Below are 24590 nucleotides of genomic sequence, written 5' to 3'. Positions count from 1 at the left end.
AATGCCGCCTCACTTTGCCTGTGACGGCGAGAAAATAAACACTGAAAAATCAAAGAGTTATTTTTGGATAAAGGGGTTGACCTGTTCTGGGGTGCTCTATAAGATACGCGCCATCTGACCGAGACGGCAACCAAGCCGCCAATCAGATACCGTTCCGCCTTAGCTCAGTTGGTAGAGCAAATGACTGTTAATCATTGGGTCGCTGGTTCGAGCCCAGCAGGCGGAGCCAAATTCAAAAACCCCGGAGCCCGGAATGGCTACGGGGTTTTTATTTAGAGCACTGCTCTATTCGAGTGGCTTTCCAGAAAAGCGTCTCACACCCCCTTATTCCGCCTTAGCTCAGTTGGTAGAGCAAATGACTGTTAATCATTGGGTCGCTGGTTCGAGCCCAGCAGGCGGAGCCAAATTAAAAAACCCGCACCTTTTCAGGTAGCGGGTTTTTTATTGTCTGCACTTCCCAGCCTGTAAACCCAGAAAGCGCTCAGCTGCCGAGAACCCGGCAGCAGCTTCACACCAAAAGCCGAGCCTCATGCAGTCGGTAAACGACGCACCTCGGCAACTTCTGGTTTGCGGGCTACCTCCTCACTCGCGGCCAACTGAGACCAAACCGTATCGATCAGTTGCTGCTTGGGGGCGTAATCCTTCACCGAATCCACCAGTAAGCGATGAACTTCAGCACAATCCTGGCGAGCACAGGCATCTTTCAACTCAGACAGATACACCTGCAACTCTTCACTCGGCAAACGCTCCTCTTCGGCGCGCATAATCATTGGATGATCGGTACCAGCCACCTTGTCACCCAGCAAAAGCTCTTCGTACAGCTTTTCGCCTGGACGTAAACCGGTAATCTGAATCTCAATATCCCCATCCGGATTCGCTTCATCACGCACAGTATGCCCCATGATCTGGATCAGACGTCGCGCGATATCGAGAATGCGCACCGGCTCCCCCATATCCAGCACAAACACCTCACCCTTGCGCCCCATGCTGCCCGCCTGAAGCACCAGTTGCGCGGCTTCGGGAATGGTCATAAAGAAGCGGGTAACCTTCGGGTGGGTAACGGTGACCGGGCCACCGGCATTGATCTGGTCTGAGAACAGGGGAATAACCGAACCCGAGGAGCCAAGTACATTACCAAAGCGCACCATACACACCCGGGTACGACCAAATCGGCGGCCAAAGTCCTGACAGATCAGCTCCGCCAGTCGCTTGGTTGCCCCCATCACGTTGGTCGGTCGCACCGCCTTATCGGTGGACACCAGGACGAACTGCTCCACTCCATAGGCTTCCGCCGCCTCAAGTACTGAAAGCGTGCCCAATACATTGTTTTCCGCACCGACCGCCACATTCTGCTCAACCAGAGGAACATGCTTGTAAGCCGCCGCGTGGTAAATGGTTTGCACCTTGAATGAATCAATAATTTCGCCAACACGAATCCGGTTGCGAACATCACCTAACAGCGCTGTCACTTCGACCTGCAGGTCTTCGTCCTGCTGCTGTTGCCGCAGCTCCCGCTCGATCTGATACAGGGAGAACTCGGAGGATTCCAGCATGATCAGCTTGGCCGGCGCCCACTGCACTATCTGGCGGCACAACTCCGAGCCAATGGAGCCGCCAGCACCAGTCACCAGCACCACCTTTCCGGAGATCGATTCAGAAACAAGCTCTTTCTGCGGCTCTACCGGGGCACGACCGAGGATGTTTTCATAGATTTGGGAAACATCAGACACCCGGCCTGCACTATCAACCAACTCTTCCATACCCGGAATGACTTTCACCACAATGCCGCGCTCACGCAGACTGCGGGTAATTTCACGACGACGGCGCTTGGGTACTCCGGGCATTGCCAGGAGGATTTCGGAGATATCGCGCTCAGCGATTACTTCGTGGATATTGGCTGGACTGTAGACCAGAACACCGTCAATCAACGTGTTTTGCTTGGAGGCATTGTCATCAAAAAAGGCCACGGTTTTGTACATTTCACCGTGAATCAGACCCTTGTAGAGTTGCAGGCCGGCAGTACCGGCACCGTAGATGGCGACCCGCGTCTTGTGAATCTCCAGGGCCATTTGATAGTAGAGTCGCACCAGCCAGCGGGACCCACCAACGGTAATCAGTGCGAAACACCAGTAAATGACCGGGACCGAACGAGGCACCCCGGCATAGGTCAGATAGGAAGCTACCGCGAGCACCACGGCAGATGCGGTAACGCCTTGTAACACAGCGACAATCGCCTGCTGCCCCATGTAGCGGATAACCGTGCGATAGAGGCCAAGGCGAAGAAAAATAAAGCTACTGGAAACAAGGGTCAATCCAAGGCAGAGCGCCATGGCAGGCTCAGCAACCAAACTCGCGCCATTGAAGCGAATTGTCATCGCCATCAAAAACGCAGCCGTGAGCATCAGCAGATCATAGCTGAGCATTAAAACTGGCTTGTAGTTTTTTTGTGCAGCTTTGTAAAAGCTATTCACCTGGCCCCCAAAAGATATCCGTAACGGATCCTAAGGATCCTTCCTTTTTTATATACAACTAAAATGTCCTACCGACTCGAAAGCCTATCGATAGCCACGGCGGGCTCTTATGCCATACCCGATTTTACCAGCAGTAACGCGGAAAGAGACGTGCTAACCATCACGGCCAGCTCAATTCGCAACGACGCTTTAACCCCATGCTTCAGCGCTAGTCGCTGATACAGATGCTGACGGTGCGCTTCCCACCAGCGCTCTCCGCGGAAGATCCTGATCAGCAGAGTAATCGTCGCATCCAGCCAAAACGGCAGGAATATCAGCAGTGGAACGAGCAGCCCCCAAACACCCTGCTGCCAACCCACCATACTTACCCCAAATACCGCCAGCCCAATCACCGTCGAGCCAGCGTCCCCCAGAAAAATTTGCGCCTGCGGCCAATTGTAGTGCAAAAAAACCACACTACTGATCACCACCAGCAGGCAGATGCTGCCCAGATCTGCAGCGCCGCGCCAGAAACAAATCACCGCTAACGCGCCAAAACCGATTGCCGTCATGCTTCCGGCAAAACCATCCATGCCGTCCATAAAGTTGTACAGATTGACAACCCAAACACCCGACAGCACCAAAACGGGCCACAATAGCCAGGCAAGCCCCCCTGGAAATACAGGCAGTATTCCGTACAACAGAATACAGACGGATAAAATTTGGACAAAAAATCGCAAGCGCGCACTCAACGGGCGCAAGTCATCTGCGAATGAAATACTCAGCAACAGAAAAAAAGCAAAAAAGGTGCCAAGAGAAATCGATGCACCACTAACCAGAAAGCCAGCTGATACGCCACAAAGCAACGCCCAACCGCCAGTTCTGGGGACCGGCGTCTCATGCAGAGAACGGTGATTAGGTGTGTCCAGCGCAAATTCGCGCAATCGCGAAAGCAGAATACGCAGCACCAGCAGCGCTATGGCGCCTGCAACTGCACAAGAAACGAACAGCGACATCCACTGCTCTGAAACCACACCCATCATCTGCCCTCATTTACCGCTTGCAGAAATTGACGATAGCGCCGCGACGGCCGCCAATTCAGCGTGGTTCTTAACCTGGCTGAACTATAAAGCTCGCTCCGCCCCACTTCAAGGAAACCTGTCTTAACTCCCAACACAGACAGCGACCGAATCGCCCCACTCAGCAGTGCAGTCAAAAAATAACTGTTCTTCATGCTACGGCCGCTGGCTGCAGAGCCAATTAGACTTAGGTCGCAATACTGCGGCTCAGCGGCAATAAACACCTCGCGATCGCAATGGGACTCAACAATCAGTCGAATAGCGGCAAGCAGATCATCCAGCGCAACGAAGCTACGGAAGCCCGTAGCGGGGACCCACGGAATAAAGCGCCCCCACATTCGAAACTTTTGTCGCCAGGCCATGGCCCTCTTCTTTTCAACCGGACCCGTACCAACCAACTCGGAATCGCATTCACCTTGGTACTCACCATAAACGGCGGCAGGACGCAAAACGTTGACACGAATTTTCGCCGGCGACGCAAGCAGCATTTGCTCCGCACTCCATTTGCCTCCACCGTAAGCATCCGTAGCTGGCTGCCCGTCATTTTCGCGCGCCAGCTGACCATTTGGTGGTGTAATCGCTTTCACACTGGATAGATATAAAAATGAGTCGGCCTGCGCGGTGGCTGCAGCGCCCAGCAACTCTGCAGGGATACGGCAATTTATCAATTCAGCCATGCCTGGCTGCCGTCGACATTCGCTCGCAGAAGCGATACCGGCTGCATATATGACCCTGTCGCCCTCTGCAAACAAACCCGCGCAGTCTTTTGCGCTGAGGGTCTCCACCTGGTGGTGAATGGCCCCTGTAGGCCCTTCAGGGCGGCGAGAAACGGACATCACGGCTTCACCGGCCGCCAGTAAATAGCGACTCAATGCCGAACCGATATACCCCGAACTCCCAACAATCACCCAGCGCATTATTACAACGTCCCTCAAGCAGAAAAAAAGACAGCGCCCTCAGGCGCTGTCTTTCTCGGTCATTTATAGCTGGATCCGATCCTTATTCTTCTCCAGCGTGGCAACCCCGATACCCTTGATTTCCAGCAGTTCCTCCACGCTGGAAAAACTGCCATTCTCCTCCCGGTACTGAATAATCAGTTCAGCACGGGTCACACCGACACCATCCAGAGCATCGGCCAATTCTTCCGCAGTGGCCGTATTCAGGCTCACCACTTTTACTTCCTTCACCACTGCCTCTTCCGCAGCAAAAGAAGGCAACGCACTCAGCGTCAAAGCAATAGCGATCAATACGGCGGCGGGCACACGAAACAATTTCATAACAAAATCCTTTTTTACAGTCGTTAATACACTGATCACGAGCGCCCTATCCATGCAGGCATTCGTCAGCGTGTTTTGGTCTTCAATCCGTGGGACCAACAAACTCCACAGGCGCAGTGACTCTATCAAACAATTCGGCAGCTTTTGACCATGAAACGATTACACACCATTACAACTGCATACAGCTCGTCACCCACCCTGCACAACCGTGTTAACTCTGAACCTGTCGCAACTCCTCGACAATTGCACCCAACGCATCATTAGGGTCTTCAGCACCGGTAATGGGCCGACCGATGACCAAATAATCCGAGCCACCCTTAACAGCATCAACTGGTGTCACGATTCGGCGCTGATCGTCCGCAGCAGAACCCGCAGGACGGATCCCGGGCGTTACCAGCGCAAAGTCTTTACCACATTCCGCCTTGAGTGCACTCGCCTCACGTGCGGAACACACCACACCGTCCAGACCACTCTCTTTGGCAAGTTTTGCCAGGGCAACCACTTGCTCATTTAGCCCGCGCGTCACCCCTACCGGCGCCAGCTCTTCCTCGGCCGTACTTGTCAGCACCGTTACCCCAATCAGCAGCGGACGCTTTGCACCGAAAGGCTCCAGCGCCTCACGAGCCGCGCGCATCATGCGCTCACCACCGGAAGCGTGGACATTTACCATCCAGACACCGAGATTGGCCGCGGCGCGGACCGCGGCAGCCACCGTATTGGGAATATCATGAAATTTGAGGTCCAGAAAAACCTCGAACCCGCTGGCTACCAGTTTGCGTACCAGATCGGGACCGGCAATCGTAAAAAGCTCCTTACCTACTTTGACCCTGCAAATCGCCGGATCAAGTCGCCCAGCCATCGCCAGGGCATCTTCCGCATTATCGTAATCCAATGCCACGATGACAGGAGAAGAAACAGAATCAGTCAAAGAACACCTCAGTGTTTGCATGTGATGATGGACGAAAGGCAGCAACGAACGTTACTCGCCCTCAATTCCTTTTACCGAACGGACAGTATCCCAGCGCTTGCAACTGGGGCATAACCAGTGCAATTGATTGCCGGAGAAACCGCAGTTATTGCAACGATAGTGCGGTCTGCTTGCGATCAATTGATCGATCAGGCTTTTCAGCAGGTACAGATTGTCCCGCGCACGCCCTTCGGCACTATCGATATGTAAATTGAGAAAGTGACCCAAACCTCGCAACGAAGGTCGCATTGCCAGCTGCTTGCCCATATAGGCGGCGGCTTCCGCCTCACTCTGCTGCTGATGAATACGATCGGTCAACGCAATGAGCACACTGTTGGAGGGATGCTCCTTCTGCAACCCTTCCAGGTAGTGCTCGAGACCGCGCTCATCACCAACCGCTTCGTAACAGGTAATCAGTAACTCAAGAATTTCAGGAATGTAATCGGGGTTCTGCTTGGGAACACGCTCCAAGACCCGAATAGCCTCCCGTGGGCGCCCCAGAATATGTTCCAGGCGGCCCAGTAACAGGTTTGCACGTACAGAATGACGATCATAACCGAGCGCCGCATCAATGTGCTTACGTGCACTCAGGTAATCTTTTGCGTTTATGGCCTCTTCCGCCAATTCGCAGCAAAAGTGCGCCTGAATCGGAGCCCACTCGCTGGGCAAGCGTTTGAAGCGACGACCATGCAACAGATTGACCGCGTGAATTCCCTTGGCCCATTCGCGCTCGTCACGATAGACCTCAATCAGATATTCCAGGCTGGTGCTGCGCAGCTCCGATGAGGTCTCCACGAGCTCCTGCAGTAGACGCTCAGCCCTATCCAGCCAACCGGCGGCAATATAATCTCGGGCCAGCTCCAACTGCGCCTTCTGCTGGCTAATGCGGTTGAGACTGGGGCGAGCAAGCAAGTTCTGATGGACCCGGATAGCCTGGTCGTGCTCGCCACGCCGGCGCAAGAGATTTCCAAGAGCGAGATGGGTTTCAAAGGTGGCGCTGCTTACTTCGAGACCATCGATAAACTTTTCGATGGCGTCATCGTGGCGCTCACTCAGCAGGTAATTCAGCCCCTGAGCGTAGGATTGCGCCAGCGCCTTGTGCTGCCGATTTTTGGCACCTTTCTTTTTGCCACTTTTACGCCCCAGGTACCACCCAATGGCGATGGCCGCAAAAATGAAAATGAAAAAGGTTAGGTCGCTCAAGTTAATCTCCAGCAACCTGGCGGCGCACGGTGTGTAATTCGCGCTCGGTGCGCAGCAGCTGGCGCTCCAGCGCCTTTACCCGGTGGCGCTCGGTCCAATACGGTAACAAACTGGCCAAAAAGCCCAATAATGCGCCAATCAGCAGGAAGCCAATTAGCCAGAAGCCGACACTTCCCGCAAACAAGGGGTAGCCAGCTAACCGTGGGGTAATACTTTCGGGGTTATCGACCGCGAAATAGACACCCAGCGCAATGCACACCAGGGCCAATATCCCGAACAATAAACGCGATATCCAGCGCAGAAATGACAAACGAACCTCCGATTCCGGAAGAAGTGTGAAAATCTAAATTCCGTTACAGTGTTAGTTCACTGTGCCCAGCTCGGCAATTACGCACTCTCTAGCGTATCGCGCTGCATTTGCTGGTTCACTCGATCCCTGAGCTCTTTTCCCGGTTTGAAGTGAGGCACATATTTCCCCGCCAGCTCGACGGAGTCACCGGTTTTGGGGTTACGCCCGGTCCGCGGCGCACGGTAATGCAGTGAAAAACTGCCAAAACCACGAATCTCTATCCGCTCCCCTTCAGCCAGAACACTCGACATCGTGTCCAGCATGACTTTAACCGCCAGTTCCACATCCTTCACCGGCAGCTGATCCAACCTCAGAGCGATCTTTTCGATCAGTTCAGACTTGGTCATGCTATCCGCAATCCTTTCTAAGTCATTGATTATTCTGGAATAGCGGCAATCATCTAATAGAAAGCCGGACTGGGCAACCCCAGTCCGGCTTTCGCATAGCTTCAACTCATCGAGAAGAAGGCTTTAATAACAAGGGACTATTAGTCCTTGTTATTCATCTGGGCCTTGATCAGGTCACCGATCGTCGCCGGCTGAACCTGTTCAGCCTGCTTCTTGCTGTGATCCTTGATGGCCTGCTTCTCGTCGTCCTGATCCTTAGCTTTGATGGAGAGGCTGATCACGCGGTTCTTACGATCCACGCTGGTGATCTTGGTCTCAATTTCTTCGCCTTCTTTCAGGGCATTGCGAGCATCTTCAACCTTGTCGCGGCTGATTTCAGAAGCGCGCAGAACGCCTTCTACTTCGTCCGCCAGAGTGATGATGGCCTGCTTGGCATCTACTTCTTTGATTACACCGGTAACGATGCTGCCGCGATCGTTGGTGGTTACGTAGTCAGAGAACGGATCGGATTCCAGCTGCTTGATACCCAGGGAGATACGCTCGCGGTCGGAGTCGATACCCAGGATAACGGTTTCCAGCTCGTCGCCTTTCTTGAACTTGCGAACAGCTTCTTCGCCCGCTTCGTTCCAGGAGATGTCGGACAGGTGAACCAGACCGTCGATGCTGCCGTCCAGACCGATGAAGATACCGAAGTCAGTGATGGACTTGATCTTACCGGAGATCTTGTCGCCTTTAGCGAATTTACGCGCGAAGGCATCCCACGGATTTTCCTGACACTGCTTGATACCCAGGGAGATACGACGACGCTCTTCGTCGATATCCAGAATCATCACCTCTACCTCGTCGCCAACGTTGACAACTTTGGACGGGTGGATGTTCTTGTTGGTCCAATCCATTTCGGAAACGTGTACCAGACCTTCCACACCTTCTTCCAGCTCGGCGAAGCAGCCGTAGTCGGTCAGGTTGGTGATCACAGCCTTCACGCGGCTGTTTTCCGGGTAACGCTGCTTGATGGATACCCAAGGATCTTCGCCCAGCTGCTTCAGGCCCAGGGATACACGGCTGCGCTCGCGGTCGAACTTCAGTACTTTTACTTCGATCTCGTCGCCAACGTTCACGATCTCGCTCGGGTGCTTGATGCGCTTCCAAGCCATATCGGTGATGTGCAGCAGGCCGTCGATACCGCCCAGATCTACGAATGCACCGTAGTCGGTCAGGTTCTTCACGATACCCTTGATCGCCATACCTTCTTGCAGGCTGGCCAGCAGTGCTTCACGCTCTTCGCTGTTGGCTGCTTCCATCACGGCGCGACGGGAAACAACAACGTTGTTGCGCTTGGCGTCCAGCTTGATCACTTTGAAGTCGAGCTCTTTGCCTTCCAGGTGCGCGGTATCGCGAACCGGACGAACGTCTACCAGGGAACCCGGCAGGAACGCGCGGATATTGGCAACGTCAACAGTAAAGCCACCTTTAACCTTGCCGCTGATAACACCTTTAACCACTTCGTCTGCAGCGTGTGCAGCGTCGAGGATTTTCCAGGCTTCAGCGCGCTTGGCTTTTTCGCGGGACAGACGGGTTTCACCGAAGCCATCTTCTACGGCTTCCAGGGCAACCTGTACTTCGTCGCCGATCTGCAGATCGACTTCGCCTTTTTCGTTTTTGAACTGCTCTGCAGGAATCACACCTTCAGACTTCAGGCCCGCGTGAACGGTTACCCAGTCTTTATCGATGTCGATAACCATACCGGTCACGATAGCGCCAGGCGCCATCTCAACACTCTTCAAGCTTTCTTCAAATAACTCAGCAAAGTTCTCGGTCATTACTCATACCTATTTGGGTAGGCCCGGCCGTCGATGACTGTAAAACGTAGTCAACCTTCAGCTCAGACCCCGCCGCGCTGCCAGTACGCGGGTTAGATTACAACAGCGGCCGGGCAATTCTGGCTGACCCCGGCCGCTGCTGTTAAAAAACAAATTCTAAAAAACTGTTTCCAGTCTGGCTCAACTGATGTTTTTTTGTACCAGCTCGAGCACTTTTTGCAGAACACCGTCAATATCGATGTCCGTGCTATCCAGCACCACAGCATCTTCTGCCGGGGCTAAAGGGGAGGCTGCGCGGTTCATATCCCGCTCGTCACGGGCGCGGATGTCCTCCAGCAGGTCGCGGAGGCTAACAGAAACCCCTCTACCCTGCAACTGGTCGAAACGACGGCGCGCACGCTCTTCCGCACTTGCTGTCAGAAACACCTTGACCGGCGCGTCGGGAAACACCGTTGTACCCATATCACGCCCGTCGGCCACCAGTCCGGGCATCGCACGGAAGTCGCGCTGGCGTTGCAGCAACGCATCGCGCACCGCAGGCAAAGCGGCCACTTTGGACGCCGCCATACTCACCCGCTCCATGCGGATATCGCGACTGACATCCTCACCCGCAAGAACCGCACTCACCTCACCACCGGCGATGGCGAAGCGGATATCCAGGTTAGCGGCAATACTGGCAACCGCTGACTCATCCTCCAAGTCAGCACCGGCGTTCAGCGCAGCCAACGCCGTCAGGCGGTACAAGGCACCAGAGTCCAGCAAGGAAAAGCCGAGCTTATCGGCCAGCAGCTTGGCAATGGTGCCCTTGCCCGAGCCACTTGGGCCATCGATGGTCACAACCGGTGCGGGAAGAGTGGATGTTGAAGCGTTGATGGTCATATCAGTCATCACTAATTCGATACTACTTTAGTTGGCTGGTATTGCAGTTGGCAGAAAAAATTATCGAGGGGCGCTCAGCGCACCTCCAGGTGCATCCCGGCACCCTGAGCCAGCTCAGCAAAATTAGGGAAAGATGTCGCTACATTAGCGCAGTGCTTGATTCGGATATCCGCTCCGGCGCGCAGGGCGGCCACCGCGAAAGACATGGCAATACGGTGATCGCCCAGGCTATCCACTTCACCACCACCAAATACGACCGACGCACCACTACCACCCTTACCCTGGATCACGATGCCGTCTGATGTCGGCTCGGCGTCCACACCTAGGATCTTGAGTCCGTCGGCCATCGCCTGAATTCGGTCACTCTCCTTCACCCGCAGCTCTTCCGCACCAGTCAATACGGTCTCACCTTCGGCGCAGGATGCCGCCACAAAGATTGCCGGGAACTCATCAATAGCCAGGGGCACCTGATCTTCGGGAATCTTGATACCTTTTAAGGGCGCGTAGCGTACGCGAATATCCGCTACCGGCTCACCACCGACTTCCCGGGTATTTTCCAGAGTAATGTCGGCACCCATGGCACGCAGAATATTGATGGCACCATCGCGGGTTGGATTGATACCCACATGCTGCAACAGCACATCGGATCCCGGGGCAATCGACGCAGCCACCATGAAGAAGGTCGCAGAGGAGATATCTGCCGGTACATCGATATGGCAGGCCGTCAATTTACCACCACCCTGCAGACTCGCGCGCGGGCCTTCACGGTGCACATCGTAGCCAAAACCGGACAGCATACGCTCGGTGTGGTCGCGGGTAGGAGCCGGCTCAGTCGTGCTGGTTTCACCATCGGCATAAAGACCCGCCAGCAATACACAGGACTTCACCTGGGCGCTCGCCATCGGCAGCGTGTAATCAATGGCTTTCAGGGCGCTGCCACCGCGAATCTTGAGCGGCGGACGACCCTCTTCGCCGGTCTCGACGACGGCACCCATTTCGCGCAGAGGGTTAGCTACGCGATTCATCGGACGCTTGGACAGAGACTCATCCCCGGTCAGCACGGTATCGAACTGCTGCCCTGCCAGCAGACCCGCCAGCAATCGCATGGAGGTTCCGGAGTTGCCCACGTATAGCGGGCCGGGAGGCGCCTGCAGGCCGTGCATACCTACACCGTGGATGGTGACGCGACCGTTTACCGGTCCTTCGATTACAACTCCCATGTCGCGGAACGACTGGAGAGTGGCCAAGGCATCTTCCCCCTCCAGGAACCCTTCGACCTCGGTGACACCTTCCGCAAGGGACCCCAGCATAATAGAGCGGTGTGACATGGACTTGTCACCCGGCACTCGCAGATCACCATTTACCGCACCGCCCGGCTGGGCGATAAAAGTTACTTCCTTCGCTTCCATAGTTTCCGTATACGCTTTTTTGGCCAGCATTTTTGTAAAGTGATCCCGCGCCGCCTTGGCCCGGGTAAAAACCCCCATCAGGTGTTCGCTGTCGCCGCTGGCAATGGCACTGCGCAAGGAACCCAGATTGGAGGTGTAGAGATCGATGGATTTTAAGATGGCATCGCGATTGGCGAGCATAATGTCACGCCACATCACCGGGTCACTGGAGGCAATACGGGTAAAGTCCCGGAAGCCGCCGGCGGCATAGCGAAAAATATTTTCGTTTTCCGCATCGTGCGCGAGAGTATCCACTAAGCCGAAAGCAATCACATGCGGCAAGTGACTAGTCGCAGCAAGTACTTCATCGTGCTCACCAACAGGCATACTGAGCACTTCCGCGCCTACGGCCTGCCACATACGCTCAATACGCCGGACATGCTCAGAAGCAGTATTTTCAAGCGGTGTGAGAATAATTCGGTGGGCAATGTATAAATCATCGCGCGCGGCGGTTACCCCACTCTGCTCAGAGCCCGCAATGGGGTGACCGGGCACGAGAAACTCCGGCACCTCGCCCCAGACATTTTGCGCTGCGGCAATCACGCTGCCTTTCACACTGGCACCATCGGTGACGGTAACGCCAGCAGGCAGCTGATCTTTCAACTGCGCGAACACCGACTCAACGGTAAGCGTGGGCACGGCGACAAAAATCACATCGCCCGCTTCCAGCTCGAAAAGCACCAGGGCAATCTCGGTAACCGCACGATCCACCACACCCAGCGCAACCGCTTGCTCGCAGGTTTGCTGACGGCGCGCAACGCCGATAACTTCACGACAACCACTGGCTGCTTTCAGGCCCAGCGCCAAACTGCCACCGATTAGCCCAAGACCCACGACGACCAAGCGGCCGATTTGACCCGAGACTTCTGACGCAGCAGCACCACCCATCGTCGACATTTACAGCACTCCGCGCGGGTAGGAACCGAGCACCTTCATGTCGGACGCGCAGGCACCCACATCCTTCAACGCCGCAGCCACATTTTCACTGTCGCGATGGCCGATAAAATCGATAAAGAAAACGTAAGTCCAGTTACCGCTTTGTGAAGGACGGGTTTCCACCCGAGTGAGATCAATATTGTGGTTCTGGAAAGGCACCAGCAGATCGTGCAGCGCACCGGGTTCGTTACGCATGGACACCATCAGCGACGTTTTATCGTCGCCGCTGGGCGGCACCTCCTGAGAACCGATAATCAGGAATCGGGTCGAGTTATCCGGGCGATCCTCGATTTTTTCATTGAGAATCTTAAGGCCATACATGTCGGCCGCCATATCACCGGCAATTGCGGCCGCATTCCACTCACCCTTTACGCGCTTGGCCGCCTCCGCATTACTGGCAACAGCAACACGCTCCACGTTTGGATAGTAGGAGTCCAGCCACTTGCGGCATTGCGCCAGACTCTGCGCATGCGAGTAAATACGGGTAATGGAATCCTTGCGGGTGATATCCGAGATCATCAGGTGCTGATGAATTCGCAACTCCACCTCACCGCAAATCTTCAGATTGGACGTCATAAAGTTGTCGAGGGTATGGTTCACCACACCCTCAGTGGAGTTTTCTACCGGCACTACACCGTAATTTACGGCACCGGCCTCTACCTCGCGGAACACCTCATCAATTGCCGCCAACGGTTTGGACACTGCGGAGTGTCCAAAGTGCTTGAGCGCCGCCTGCTGAGTAAAGGTGCCTTCCGGGCCAAGGTACGCAGCCTTAATAGGCTCTTCCAACGCAAGACAGGCCGACATAATCTCTCGAAACAGACGCGCCATTTCTTCATCGGTCAAAGGACCCGCGTTGCGCTCCATGGCCCGGCGCAACACCTGGGCTTCGCGCTCCGGACGGTAATACAGCGCTTCCTCACCGTTACGCTTTTTGACTTCGGCAACTTCCAACGCGCAATTGGCACGCTCGGAAATCAGTCGTGCAATATCGCTGTCGAGACCATCGATGCGATCGCGGAGCTCCAGCAGGCGCGGATCCTGCTGCTTTGGCTTATCTTCAGACATAACTCTCGCCTAACTTCGTAAAATCCATTACTCAATCGCCACAACGGCGCTTATTAACCATGACGCTGTTCAAAATCGGCCATGAAGGCCACCAGGGCGTCAACCGCCTCCACAGGCACTGCGTTGTACAGGGACGCGCGCATACCACCCACGGAGCGATGCCCCTTCAGGTTGAGCAGTCCGGCCGCTTCCGACTCATCCAGGAATTGCTTGTCCAACTTTTCATCGGCAAGCACAAACGGCACATTCATGCGCGACCGGCTTTCCTTTGCCACCGGACTGGAGAAGAATTCACTGCGGTCGAGGAACGCATACAGCAATGCCGACTTTTTCTCGCTGAGCTCTGCCATTGCCGGCACACCACCCTGAGCTTTCAGCCATTTGAACACCAGGCCAGAGAGATACCAGGCGAAGGTCGGCGGCGTGTTGTCCATAGAGCCGCCATCGGCGGCAATCTTCCAATTGAGACTGCGCGGGATATTGGGCAGCGCGCGATCAAGCAGGTCATCACGCACGATACCTACCGCAATACCGGATGGACCAATGTTCTTTTGTGCCCCGGCATAGATAAAACCAAATTTATCAACCGGAATGGGCTGTGAAAGAATGGTCGACGACATATCCGCAACCAGCGGGCTTTTCACCTCGGGAATGTAAGGAAACTCAACGCCGCCGATAGTCTCGTTCGGCGTGTAGTGAAAGTACGCGGCATCGACACTTTCCTGCCAGCTATCCGCGGCCGGCGCGTAGCTGAAGTTCTGATCCTCAGAAGACGCCACAATATTCACATTACCGTAGCGACGCGCCTCTTTGATCGCCTTGGCCGCCCACTGCCCGGTATGGATATAGTCCGCAGACTTGCTGGAACCCCCAAACAAGTTCCAGGGAATAGCACTAAACTGGCCGGTAGCACCACCCTGCAGGAACAGCACCTTGTAGTTATCTGGAATTGCCAGTAGATCCCGCAAGTCCTGCTCGGCAGTTTCCGCCACCTGGGTAAATTCCGGCGAGCGATGGCTAACCTCCATTACGGAACAGCCCAGCCCCTGCCAGTCCAGCAATTCTTCCTGTGCCTGCCGCAATACCGGCTCCGGCAACGCCGCAGGTCCCGCACAGAAATTAAACTTTCTCATTGATTCACTTCCACAGAGAAAACAGATTGAATTAAAACTTTAGCCAAGGGCCAAATCACGAGATCCACAAACCTCGTTTTCAGCCCTGCCGATTACAAAGCTTTCGCCAACAAGGAAATGCCGGCCAGTAAAGTCAAAAAAGGCCGCGAAGATTCGCAGCCTTTTTGAGATAAATCAGGTCAGAGGTTACTCCTCGGCAGCGCCGTCTCCGGCCGCCTCACCTTCTTCATCATCAGTCTCCTGAATCCGCGCCAGGCCCACCAGCTGCTCACCACTCTTCAGGCGAATGACACGCACGCCCTGGGTGTTACGGCCAAGCACAGAAACCTCGTCGACGCGGGTGCGGACCATTGTGCCCTGATCAGAAATCAACATGATTTCTTCAGCCGGGTGCACCTGACAGGCACCAACCAGCGCGCCGTTCCGCTCACTTTCCGCGATGGCAATCACGCCCTGGGTGCCACGCCCCTTGGTTGGGAAGTCAGCAGTTGATGTGCGTTTACCGTAACCATTTTCGGTCACCATCATCACCGAGCCGCCCTCTTCCGGAATCACCATGGAGATTACGGAAACACCCTCGGCCATGCGGATACCGCGCACACCGCGGGATACACGACCCATCGAGCGGACATTTTCTTCGGCAAAACGCGCCGCCTTACCAGCACTGGTCAGCAGCAATACATCACGACTACCGTCGGTAATGGCAGTTGCCACCAGGCGATCGGTTTCTTCCAGCTCGATGGCACGCAGACCCACGCTCCGCGGACGCGCAAATGCGGTAAGCGGGGTTTTCTTCACGGTACCGTTCGCGGTCGCAAAGAAGATAAAGTGGTCTTCGTCGTATTCCGACACCGGCATCATACTGCTGATGCGCTCGTCTTCTTCCAGCGGCAACATGTTCACCATCGGGCGGCCACGTGAGGCACGGCCAGCGGTAGGCACTTCGTATACCTTCAACCAGTACACTTTACCCTTATTAGAGAAGCACAGGATGGTGTCGTGGGAGTTGGCAATCAACAGGTGCTCGACGAAATCTTCGTCTTTCACCTGAGTCGCCGACTTACCCATACCGCCACGGCGCTGGGCCTGATAATCGGCCAGCGGCTGACTCTTGGCGTAGCCACCGTGCGAGATGGTCACAACCTTGTCTTCCGGGGTAATCAGGTCTTCCACGGAAAGATCCTGGCGGGAAGCCACGATATCGGTACGGCGCTCATCGCCATACTCTTTTTCCAGCACTTCCAGCTCTTCGCGGATCACTTCCATCAAGCGCACAGGGCTGCCCAGAATTTCCAGATATTCCGCAATCTGCTCCAGGCGCTCGCTGTATTCCGCCAGCAGCTTGTCATGCTCCATGCCGGTCAGACGGTGCAGGCGCAGCTCAAGGATTGCCTGTGCCTGGGCCGGCGACAGGTAGTAAGCCCCATCGCGCATACCGAACTCTTTGGGGAGATCGTCTGGGCGGCAGGCATCGGCACCGGCACGCTCCAGGAACTGCTGTACATCACCTACCGGCCAACCTTTGGCCAACAGCGCTTCGCGGGCATCTGCGGGGGTAGCAGAGGACTTGATCAGCTCAATTACCGGGTCGATATTGGAGATGGCAATTGCCAGGCCTTCGAGGATATGCCCGCGCTCACGCGCTTTGCGCAGCAGGTATACCGTACGGCGGGTTACCACTTCCTGACGGTGGCGAATGAAGTATTCCAGCAGCTCTTTCAGGTTCAACAGTTTGGGCTGACCATCGACCAGCGCCACCATGTTGATACCAAAAACACTTTCCAGCTGGGTCTGCGAATAGAGGTTATTCAGCACAACATCACCCAGCTCACCGCGCTTGAGCTCGATGACAATGCGCAGACCGTCCTTATCCGACTCGTCGCGCAGCTCGGAAATACCTTCGATCTTCTTCTCTTTTACCAGCTCGGCAATACGCTCAATCAGGCGTGCCTTGTTCAGCTGGTAAGGGATCTCGTGAATAATGATTGTCTCACGATTGGACTTGTCATCGCGCACCACTTCCGCTTTGGCGCGGATATAGATACGCCCACGGCCGGTGCGGTATGCCATCAGAATACCGGCGCGGCCATTGATAATGGCGCCGGTGGGGAAATCCGGGCCTGGGATATATTCCATCAGCTCGTCGACAGACAGCTCGCTGTTGTCGATCAGTGCCAGACACCCCTTCACCACCTCACTCAGGTTATGCGGTGGGATATTGGTGGCCATACCAACCGCAATACCGGAAGAACCGTTTACCAGGAGGTTAGGCACGCGCGATGGCAACACTTCCGGCATTTGCTCGGAACCATCGTAGTTGTCGATAAAATTGACAGTCTCTTTATCCAGATCCGACAGCAGCTCGTGCGCCAGCTTGTCCATGCGGATTTCGGTATATCGCATGGCTGCCGCGCTGTCACCATCGATGGAACCGAAGTTACCCTGGCCATCTACGAGCATGTAGCGCAGGGAGAACGGCTGAGCCATACGTACGATGGTGTCATACACCGCACTGTCACCATGCGGGTGGTATTTACCGATTACATCACCCACGACACGCGCAGATTTTTTGTACGGTTTATTCCAGTCGTTCTTCAGTTCGTTCATTGCGTAGAGCACGCGCCGGTGTACCGGCTTGAGCCCGTCGCGCACGTCCGGCAGCGCACGGCCCACAATCACGCTCATCGCATAGTCGAGGTAGGATTGCTTCAGCTCTTCTTCGATATTAATCGGAGAAATTTCTTTGGCTAATTCGCCCATATTTTCAGGCATTCCTTATCGTTAACGCCGCCAGCGGGTTGGCCCCGGCTTCACCTGAAACTACCGCCCTCATAGGGGTAAAAGCAACAACAGGCTGGAATCTGGAGGGACCCGCAAATCACGGACCCCGATCAAGCGGGCGATTCTACCACAATTGACGCATAGAAGGACGACTTGTACAGACTTGTTCACAGTCGCCGGCGCCGCTAAAGTTTGCGCCTTTCCACCGGAACAAAAAACGCACAATGGCCAATAAGAACCCCAGTAATTCCGCGCAAAAAATAAACAGCCGGCAGGTGATCGACACCCTGATACACGCCCGCTGGATCATTCCGGTGGTACCCGAAAAGCGCGTGTACGAAAATTGCTCACTGGCGATCAAGGAGGGGGTGATCAGCGCGATACTGCCGAGCGAAGAGGCCCGCATGCGCTTTACAGCAAGCGACGTGCACGAGCTCGACAATCAACTGGTGATTCCCGGCCTGATCAATACACACAACCATGCCGCCATGAGCCTGTTGCGCGGTTTCGCCGACGACCAGCCACTGATGACCTGGCTGGAAAAACATATCTGGCCTGCGGAGCAAAAGTGGGTCAGCCCCGAATTTGTTGGCGATGGTACCCGCCTCAGCATTGCCGAGATGCTAAGAAGCGGCACCACCACCTTCTCCGATCAGTACTTCTTCCCAGAGGCCACCGCTGCCACCGCACGCGAAGCTGGCATCCGTGCGCAAATCGCCTTCCCTATCATCGACTTTCCCAACGCCTGGTCCCGAAACGGATTTGACGCGATCGAAAAGGGCCTAGCACTGCGGGACGACTACCGCTCCCACAGCCGCATCGGTCTCGCCTTCGCCCCCCACGCCCCGTATACAGTGGGCGACGACACGCTGCAGAAAATCGCTGTTTACGCGGACGAGCTGAGCATGCCGGTACAAATGCACCTGCATGAAACGGCAGGGGAAGTGGAAAAAGCCGTCGCCGATACCGGCCTGCGCCCCATCGAGCGGCTGCACAAGCTGGGACTGCTGTCACCACAGTTCCTGAGTGTACATATGACCGCGCTGAATGATGCCGATATTGCACTGATCAGCAAAACCGGCGCCCACGTCAGTCATTGCCCGCGCTCCAATCTCAAACTCGCCTCCGGTTTCACCCCAGTGGCCAAGCTACTCGACGCCGGTATCAATGTATCCATCGGCACCGATGGGCCCGCCAGCAACAATGGCCTCGATATGCTGATGGAGACCAACACCGCAGCACTGCTCGCCAAAGCGGTTTCCGGCGATGCCAGCGCCCTGCCCGCCCAGCAGGCCTTGGCCATGGCGACCATCAACGGCGCGCGCGCGCTCGGCATCGACGACGTCACCGGTAGCCTCGAGGTGGGCAAAGCCGCAGACCTCTGCGCCATCGACCTCAGCGCAATCGAGCAGCAGCCGCTGCATGACCCGACCTCGCAGCTGATCTACACCGCCAACGGCCACAATGTGCGCAATGTATGGGTAGCGGGTAAGCAACTGTTGAAAGATCGCGTGCTCACCACGATGAATGAGGCAGAAGTGAAGCAACGGGCAGAGATCTGGCGTGATAGAATCGCCGGTCTGTCCAAGTAAGCAGGACCCAAATGACCAACGTAGATCCGGCGGAAATCGCCAAATTTGAACAGCTCGCGAGCCGCTGGTGGGATCAGCAGGGTGAATTCAAGCCCCTGCACGAGATCAACCCCCTACGCGCCAACTATATTGATCAGCGCGCCCCCGTTGCCGGCAAAAAGCTCCTCGATGTGGGTTGCGGCGGCGGTATCCTGTCAGAAGCCATGGCCCAGCGCGGCGCTGAGGTGACCGGTATCGACATGGGCGAAGCTCCCCTGAACGTGGCCAGGCTACACGCTCTGGAAAGTGGCGTATCCATTGACTACCAGCGCATCCCGGTAGAAGAACTCGCCGACAAGGCACCCGCCAGCTTCGACATCGTTACCTGCCTGGAAATGCTGGAACATGTACCGGACCCGGCCTCCGTAATCCGCGCCTGTGCAAAACTGGTCAAACCCGGCGGCCACGTGTTTTTCTCCACCATTAACCGCACGCCAAAAGGCTGGTTGTTTGCGGTGGTAGGCGCCGAATACGTCTTGCGCCTACTCCCCAAAGGCACCCACGAATACGCCAAATTCATCCGCCCGTCAGAGCTCGGTCGCTGGGTCCGTGAAGCAGATCTGCAAGCCCGCGACATCACCGGTATGACCTACAATCCCCTCACCAAGCAGTACAAACTGAATCCGAGGGACGTCGACGTGAATTACCTGATGCACACCATTCGCCCGGCGGAATAACTTCAGAAGTACCCGATTTATGAAAGCTGTACTCTTCGACCTCGATGGCACTCTGTTCGACACTGCCCCGGACTTCGTGGTGGTGCTTAACCAGCTGCGTGAGCAAGAACAACTGCCGCCACTGGCCGATGCCACCATTCGCGAAGTCGTATCCAATGGTGCACGCGCCATGGTCCACCTTGGTTTTGGAGTAGACGAGGGCGAACACGGTTTCGACGATTTGCGCCAACGCCTGCTGGACCTCTACCTGATGCATCTAGCAAGGCACACGGTACCCTTCCCCGGCATAGTGCGCTTGCTGAATGAGCTAGCGGAAAACGACATCGCCTGGGGCGTGGTCACCAACAAACCATCGGCTTATACCATTCCCTTAATGCGCGCATTTGCGCACCTGCCCACCCCCGGCGCCATTATCTGTCCGGACGACGTCACCCATCGCAAGCCGGATCCGGAGCCCATTCTGCTCGCCTGTAGCCGCATTGGCTGCTTGCCGGCAGAGTCTGTTTACGTAGGCGATCACGAGCGTGACATCATGGCCGGCCGCGCTGCAGGCATGCCCACCATCGCCTGCAGCTATGGCTATATCGACAGCGGCGACGACCCAGAAAACTGGCAGGCGGATCATGTGATCCATCACGCGGATGAAATCTGGCCACTGCTGCAGCAGCATTACCTGAACAAATAATTACACTTTTTACCGATGAGCCTAAATCCTGATGTCTGAAACCATCACCAACTACCAAGCACCCGCAGACCTACTGAAAGATAAAGTTATTCTGGTGACTGGTGCCGGCGACGGCATTGGCCGCGCTGCTGCAAAGGCCTACGCCGTCCACGGCGCCACCGTCATCTTACTTGGCCGCACCGTTCCCAAACTGGAAGCCGTTTACGATGAAATCGAAGCGGCCGGCGGCGCCAAGCCCGCCATCCTGCCTGTTGACCTGTCTGAGGTACGCTGGGAACAACTGGAATACCTGGCCCAGGGCGTGGACCAGGAATTTGGCCGCCTTGACGGCCTCGTGCACTGCGCCGGCGTACTCGGCCAGCGCACCCCAATTGCCAATTACCACTACGCCAACTGGCAACAGGTCATGCAGATCAACGTGAACGCAGCGTTTGGCCTGACAAAAGCGATGCTGCCACTGCTGGAAGAATCCAAAGCCGGCTCGATCATCTTTACCAGCTCCAGCGTAGGCCTGAAAGGACGCGCTTACTGGGGCGCTTATTCGGTTTCAAAATTTGCCACCGAAGGCCTGATGCAGGTCTTAGCGGACGAAGTGGATGGCGTTTCCAACATTCGCGTCAACAGCGTAAATCCCGGCGCCACCCGCACCAATATGCGTGCCGCTGCCTACCCGGCAGAAGACCCGGCAACCGTCACCACCCCGGAAGAAATTATGCCGACCTATCTGTACCTGATGGGTGACGATAGCCTCGGGGTAAACGGCAAACAATTTAACGCACAAAGTTAAATATCCATTCCATTATCTCACCCCGCCATACATACCGTCGCAGGCTGGTTTGCCACACAGGCATTCGAGAGCCTCTTATGGAAACGCCTAGCCGGACAACTGTCCGGCACTTGGCGACCCAACGGACTAGACCCGCACGGAAAACTTTCTCAATGAGAACGACGAATTGAGCCGAATGTAATTTTTATGTAAGTCACTGTAAGCTGCTGTAATTCACTCCCCTGAATTGATTCTGCCTGTCGATTTTCCTTGCAAATCAATCGTCTGCACTATTTAGGCTTTCGAAGATTGACTCCTGTTGCATTCGCCTGTCGTGAGAAACATTTTCGTCGACTTACCACCCCAATACACCTCTGATATTCTCGCCGCGCTTTCAACTTGCGGAGCCGCTTCACGCCCCATTAAAAAGCAACCTCGCAAGTGCGCGTACTGAAAGTACGCACGGCCACGCTCCGGATGCAAAAGGATTTACAGCACCGAATATAAAAAACCCGAACACAAAAAGGAATTTACGCATGTCAGACAAAGTCGATCCCAAGGCCATCCAATTTAGCGAAGCCGGACAACCCGCGAAGATCAGCTATCAAGTCCCTTTACCTGGCGCCCACACAGGTCGACGTATCATCGAGCTGGATTTAGGGCTGGGCTTCAAAGACTTTACCTCACTGGCCAAGTCCGCCGGCACTTCATACAAAGATTCGCTTGGGATTAAACCAAAGGTAAAAGACAAGCTCTTGCCCAACGACAACAAAGTACAGAACTTCCTGAGTGACAGCATCCACCGCATCAGTACCCGAGTGACCCGCTTGCCGAACGATTCTCTGGATCAACCCAGGGCGCGCGCGACTGACAGCCAGCAACTGAAAACCATCTCAGCCCTCAATAAGGCCATCGACCCGGATGTTTTCAAGGAAAATATTGATAACGGCATGGTAATGGTACCCTCCGTTGGCTGGGCGGGTAACCTGACCTACACCCCGCACCCCATCGAATCGTCAGAAAAACCAAAGATCTTCCTTGTCGAACGCTATGGCGTTAGCTCATTCCTGGGCGACTACGGTATGGGTAAAACCGTAAAGACCTTTACCCTGCTCCCTGGGGAAACCACGAAGATCTCCATGCGCACCTGGCAGAGCACAAAGGAAAGCCGCCAGGAGTCATCAAGCATCATTGACTCCCATGAGCAATCTGCGCGCGAGCGCTTCGCAGATAAAATCCAGAATGAGACCACCGACAAGCAAACAAAATCGAAGACCGAAGAGTGGCATGTGGAAGCCGAGGTTTCCGCCAGTTGGGGCTTTGGCAGTGCCAGCGTCTCCGGTGGCGGCAGTGGTGAGTACTCCAGTGGCCGTGAACAGTTCGCCAAGCAGGCTGCAGAATCCGTTAAGGAGCATGCCGCCGAGGCCTCTAGCAAACGCGAAATGTCGGTCACAAGCAGCTCTGAACGCGAAGAAGAGTCTGGCTCCGAAACTTTCATCGAGCGCACCATCAGCAACGCCAATATGCGCCGCGTGCTCAACTTTGTATTCCGCGAACTGAATCAGGAATACATTACCAAACTGCACCTCAAGGATGTACGCGTAGCCTTCACCAATGGTCGTCGCGATTCCTGGCGCGAAGTGCCTATTTCCGGCCTGCTGGGCTTTTTGCAGGAGTTTGTCGTTGAGCACAAGATTCCGAAAGCGGCCCGCGCCATTTTGAAAGTTGCCGGCTTTATCGCCGACCGTGACGACGTAATGGTTCCCACCCTGGAGCGCGTCAACCTGGTGGACCACGGCACGCGTATCGAAATCACACCCGCCACTCTGGATGAAGACGGCGAGTTCCCGGTGCCAACCCCAACCAGCTATTACCGCTTCAAGACCGGGCCACTTCATCAGGAAGATGCGACAAACCCGGTAGATGGCGTGCTGTTGAATGATTCGCGCATCACCATGCGTACCGACAGTGTCATCGTTGAAGCCTTACTGGGCCAGGCTGATGCTCTGGATGAGTACGCGATGACCATTCAGCGCGCCGCCGCCAACAAAGAAACCCTGGCGAACGATCGCGAGCGTATCGTTCAGACGGCGATCGCTGAGGCCAAGCTTGAGGACCGCCTGGAAACCATCGTAGATCTGAACCGCCTGTGCGCGACCGAAACCGCGGAATAAGGAGCAAACCTCATGCCTCCAGTACATCCCGTCATCGATGTCACGCGCATGCTTAATGCGCAGATGTTGACGCAGACACCGGTGACAGACACCAAGGCGGCCACCGGCGGCGGGTCTCCCGCCGCCAAGGGGCCCTCAATCAAGACACTGATGGTTTACGATAACGGCGACGCGGGTATTCGTGAATTCGCTCCAATACTCGCACGTGCCTATTACCCACAGGCAAAACTGGTGGGGGCCACGTCATTAGCGGCACTTTCTGCAATCCTAAGCAAGTACAGTAGGATTGATACGCTTGTGATCGATGTGCATTCGGGGCCCGGTTATCTGCTGATCGGTGGCGCCAACCCGAGCCTTGCAGATGTCCGGGAAGCATTGAAGAAGTCCGGCGTTACGGTGCAGTCGAAAATCATTTTTGAAGGCTGCTCCATTATGCGCGATCCAATTGAGACCGCCCAAATGGTAGAGCCGATCTGTGGCCCGAAGACTCAGGTAACCGGCTTTACCTATTTCAGCGTGACCAATAAATTCGAGATCGATTTTTCCGACTTCCACAACCCAGCGGAAATTAAGGAGTTCTACAAGGGCTTTACGATGGACTACATGCTCCCCGGCCTACCGTCGGCTAAAGACTCAACCGGCAGAGTGGTTACACATGGGCGACGCTGGTTTCGAGATACCTATGATGAAACACTGCCAGAGGACGGAAACTTCCTGCACATCGAAAGCCTGGAAACCTTAAAAAAGCTCACCGTAAACACCGCCGATGAAGCGCTTGCGGCAAAAAGCAATTATTCGGCCCCTGTATTTGCCGGAGCCCAAGTAACCGTCACGAACGTGTCTGAGGTCGCGAGCGCAGATCAGGAAGCAGAGGTGGAGGCAGCTCAATAGAAGGCGTCAGCTGCTAGTGGGAGATGGTG

The 24590-nt window shown here is 55.4% G+C and carries 20 protein-coding genes and 2 tRNA genes; 8 read left to right on the top strand and 14 right to left on the bottom strand.

The annotated features are described in order from the left end of the window. Window positions 1–153: 153 nt before the first annotated feature. Together LCM31_RS08730 and LCM31_RS08725 are read left to right on the top strand one after the other, a co-directional pair. A tRNA-Asn gene (locus LCM31_RS08730) sits at window positions 154–229 on the top strand. A gap of 99 nt (window positions 230–328) precedes the next feature. Continuing rightward, window positions 329–404 (top strand) — tRNA-Asn (locus tag LCM31_RS08725). A gap of 123 nt (window positions 405–527) precedes the next feature. Here the strand turns inward: LCM31_RS08725 and LCM31_RS08720 are convergent. From LCM31_RS08720 to gyrA, 14 genes are all read right to left on the bottom strand, one after another. Then, window positions 528–2423, bottom strand: a complete 1896-nt coding sequence (locus LCM31_RS08720; RefSeq protein WP_224869220.1) for a polysaccharide biosynthesis protein — start codon at window positions 2421–2423, stop codon at window positions 528–530. 155 nt (window positions 2424–2578) lie between these two features. Further along, window positions 2579–3493 carry an MraY family glycosyltransferase gene (locus LCM31_RS08715; protein WP_224869218.1) on the bottom strand — a complete coding sequence of 305 codons (915 nt, stop codon included), beginning with the start codon at window positions 3491–3493 and terminating at the stop codon, window positions 2579–2581. After that, window positions 3490–4446, bottom strand: a complete 957-nt coding sequence (locus LCM31_RS08710; protein WP_224869216.1) for an NAD-dependent epimerase/dehydratase family protein — start codon at window positions 4444–4446, stop codon at window positions 3490–3492. The genes LCM31_RS08715 and LCM31_RS08710 overlap by 4 nt, the downstream gene beginning before the upstream one ends. 63 nt (window positions 4447–4509) lie before the next feature. Further along, window positions 4510–4806, bottom strand: coding sequence for a ComEA family DNA-binding protein (locus LCM31_RS08705; RefSeq protein ID WP_224869214.1), 297 nt, complete (start codon window positions 4804–4806; stop codon window positions 4510–4512). A gap of 211 nt (window positions 4807–5017) precedes the next feature. Then, window positions 5018–5755: an orotidine-5'-phosphate decarboxylase gene (gene pyrF, locus LCM31_RS08700; RefSeq protein WP_224869212.1), complete on the bottom strand. Its 738-nt coding sequence runs from the start codon at window positions 5753–5755 to the stop codon at window positions 5018–5020. A 30-nt stretch (window positions 5756–5785) separates the two neighbouring features. Continuing rightward, entirely contained in the window at window positions 5786–6976 is a 1191-nt protein-coding gene (gene lapB, locus LCM31_RS08695; protein WP_224869210.1) for a lipopolysaccharide assembly protein LapB, read from the bottom strand. A 1-nt stretch (window position 6977) separates the two neighbouring features. Further along, window positions 6978–7286: a LapA family protein gene (locus LCM31_RS08690; RefSeq protein WP_224869208.1), complete on the bottom strand. Its 309-nt coding sequence runs from the start codon at window positions 7284–7286 to the stop codon at window positions 6978–6980. Between the two features lie 77 nt (window positions 7287–7363). Further along, the gene (gene ihfB / locus LCM31_RS08685) at window positions 7364–7672 is read right to left on the bottom strand and encodes an integration host factor subunit beta (protein ID WP_010131404.1); all 309 of its coding nucleotides are present in this window, start codon (window positions 7670–7672) and stop codon (window positions 7364–7366) included. 140 nt (window positions 7673–7812) lie between these two features. Next, window positions 7813–9492, bottom strand: a complete 1680-nt coding sequence (gene rpsA / locus LCM31_RS08680) for a 30S ribosomal protein S1 (RefSeq protein WP_224869206.1) — start codon at window positions 9490–9492, stop codon at window positions 7813–7815. Window positions 9493–9672: 180 nt separating this feature from the next. Continuing rightward, window positions 9673–10380 carry a (d)CMP kinase gene (gene cmk / locus LCM31_RS08675; RefSeq protein WP_224869204.1) on the bottom strand — a complete coding sequence of 236 codons (708 nt, stop codon included), beginning with the start codon at window positions 10378–10380 and terminating at the stop codon, window positions 9673–9675. Between the two features lie 65 nt (window positions 10381–10445). Next, window positions 10446–12716 (bottom strand): bifunctional prephenate dehydrogenase/3-phosphoshikimate 1-carboxyvinyltransferase, encoded by a 2271-nt coding sequence (locus tag LCM31_RS08670; protein ID WP_224869202.1) that lies wholly within the window; start codon window positions 12714–12716, stop codon window positions 10446–10448. Continuing rightward, entirely contained in the window at window positions 12717–13823 is a 1107-nt protein-coding gene (gene pheA / locus LCM31_RS08665) for a prephenate dehydratase (RefSeq protein ID WP_224869200.1), read from the bottom strand. 53 nt (window positions 13824–13876) lie between these two features. Beyond that, window positions 13877–14956, bottom strand: coding sequence for a 3-phosphoserine/phosphohydroxythreonine transaminase (gene serC, locus LCM31_RS08660; RefSeq protein WP_224869198.1), 1080 nt, complete (start codon window positions 14954–14956; stop codon window positions 13877–13879). Window positions 14957–15142: 186 nt separating this feature from the next. Beyond that, a complete protein-coding gene (gene gyrA, locus LCM31_RS08655) occupies window positions 15143–17716 on the bottom strand; it encodes a DNA gyrase subunit A (RefSeq protein ID WP_224869196.1) in 2574 nt (857 codons plus the stop codon). 245 nt (window positions 17717–17961) lie between these two features. Here gyrA and LCM31_RS08650 point away from each other — a divergent pair, with 245 nt between their 5' ends. The 6 genes from LCM31_RS08650 to LCM31_RS08625 all read left to right on the top strand — a co-directional run bounded on the left by LCM31_RS08650 (window position 17962) and on the right by LCM31_RS08625 (window position 24561). Continuing rightward, on the top strand, window positions 17962–19329 hold the full coding sequence (locus LCM31_RS08650; RefSeq protein ID WP_224869194.1) for a TRZ/ATZ family hydrolase: 1368 nt from the start codon (window positions 17962–17964) through the stop codon (window positions 19327–19329). 11 nt (window positions 19330–19340) lie between these two features. Next, entirely contained in the window at window positions 19341–20045 is a 705-nt protein-coding gene (gene ubiG / locus LCM31_RS08645) for a bifunctional 2-polyprenyl-6-hydroxyphenol methylase/3-demethylubiquinol 3-O-methyltransferase UbiG (protein WP_224869192.1), read from the top strand. Between the two features lie 19 nt (window positions 20046–20064). After that, entirely contained in the window at window positions 20065–20730 is a 666-nt protein-coding gene (locus LCM31_RS08640; RefSeq protein WP_224869190.1) for an HAD family hydrolase, read from the top strand. 31 nt (window positions 20731–20761) lie between these two features. Next, window positions 20762–21517 (top strand): YciK family oxidoreductase, encoded by a 756-nt coding sequence (locus tag LCM31_RS08635; RefSeq protein ID WP_224869188.1) that lies wholly within the window; start codon window positions 20762–20764, stop codon window positions 21515–21517. Window positions 21518–22032: 515 nt separating this feature from the next. After that, the gene (locus LCM31_RS08630) at window positions 22033–23670 is read left to right on the top strand and encodes a hypothetical protein (RefSeq protein WP_224869186.1); all 1638 of its coding nucleotides are present in this window, start codon (window positions 22033–22035) and stop codon (window positions 23668–23670) included. 12 nt (window positions 23671–23682) lie between these two features. Continuing rightward, window positions 23683–24561: a hypothetical protein gene (locus tag LCM31_RS08625; RefSeq protein ID WP_224869184.1), complete on the top strand. Its 879-nt coding sequence runs from the start codon at window positions 23683–23685 to the stop codon at window positions 24559–24561. The last annotated feature ends 29 nt before the right edge of the window (window positions 24562–24590 follow it).

The organism is Microbulbifer agarilyticus, from assembly GCF_020171345.1.
In the GTDB taxonomy this organism is placed as follows: Bacteria; Pseudomonadota; Gammaproteobacteria; order Pseudomonadales; family Cellvibrionaceae; genus Microbulbifer; species Microbulbifer agarilyticus_D.
Note: the sequence above shows the minus strand (reverse complement) of the source record. Positions and strands in the feature narration are given on the sequence as shown.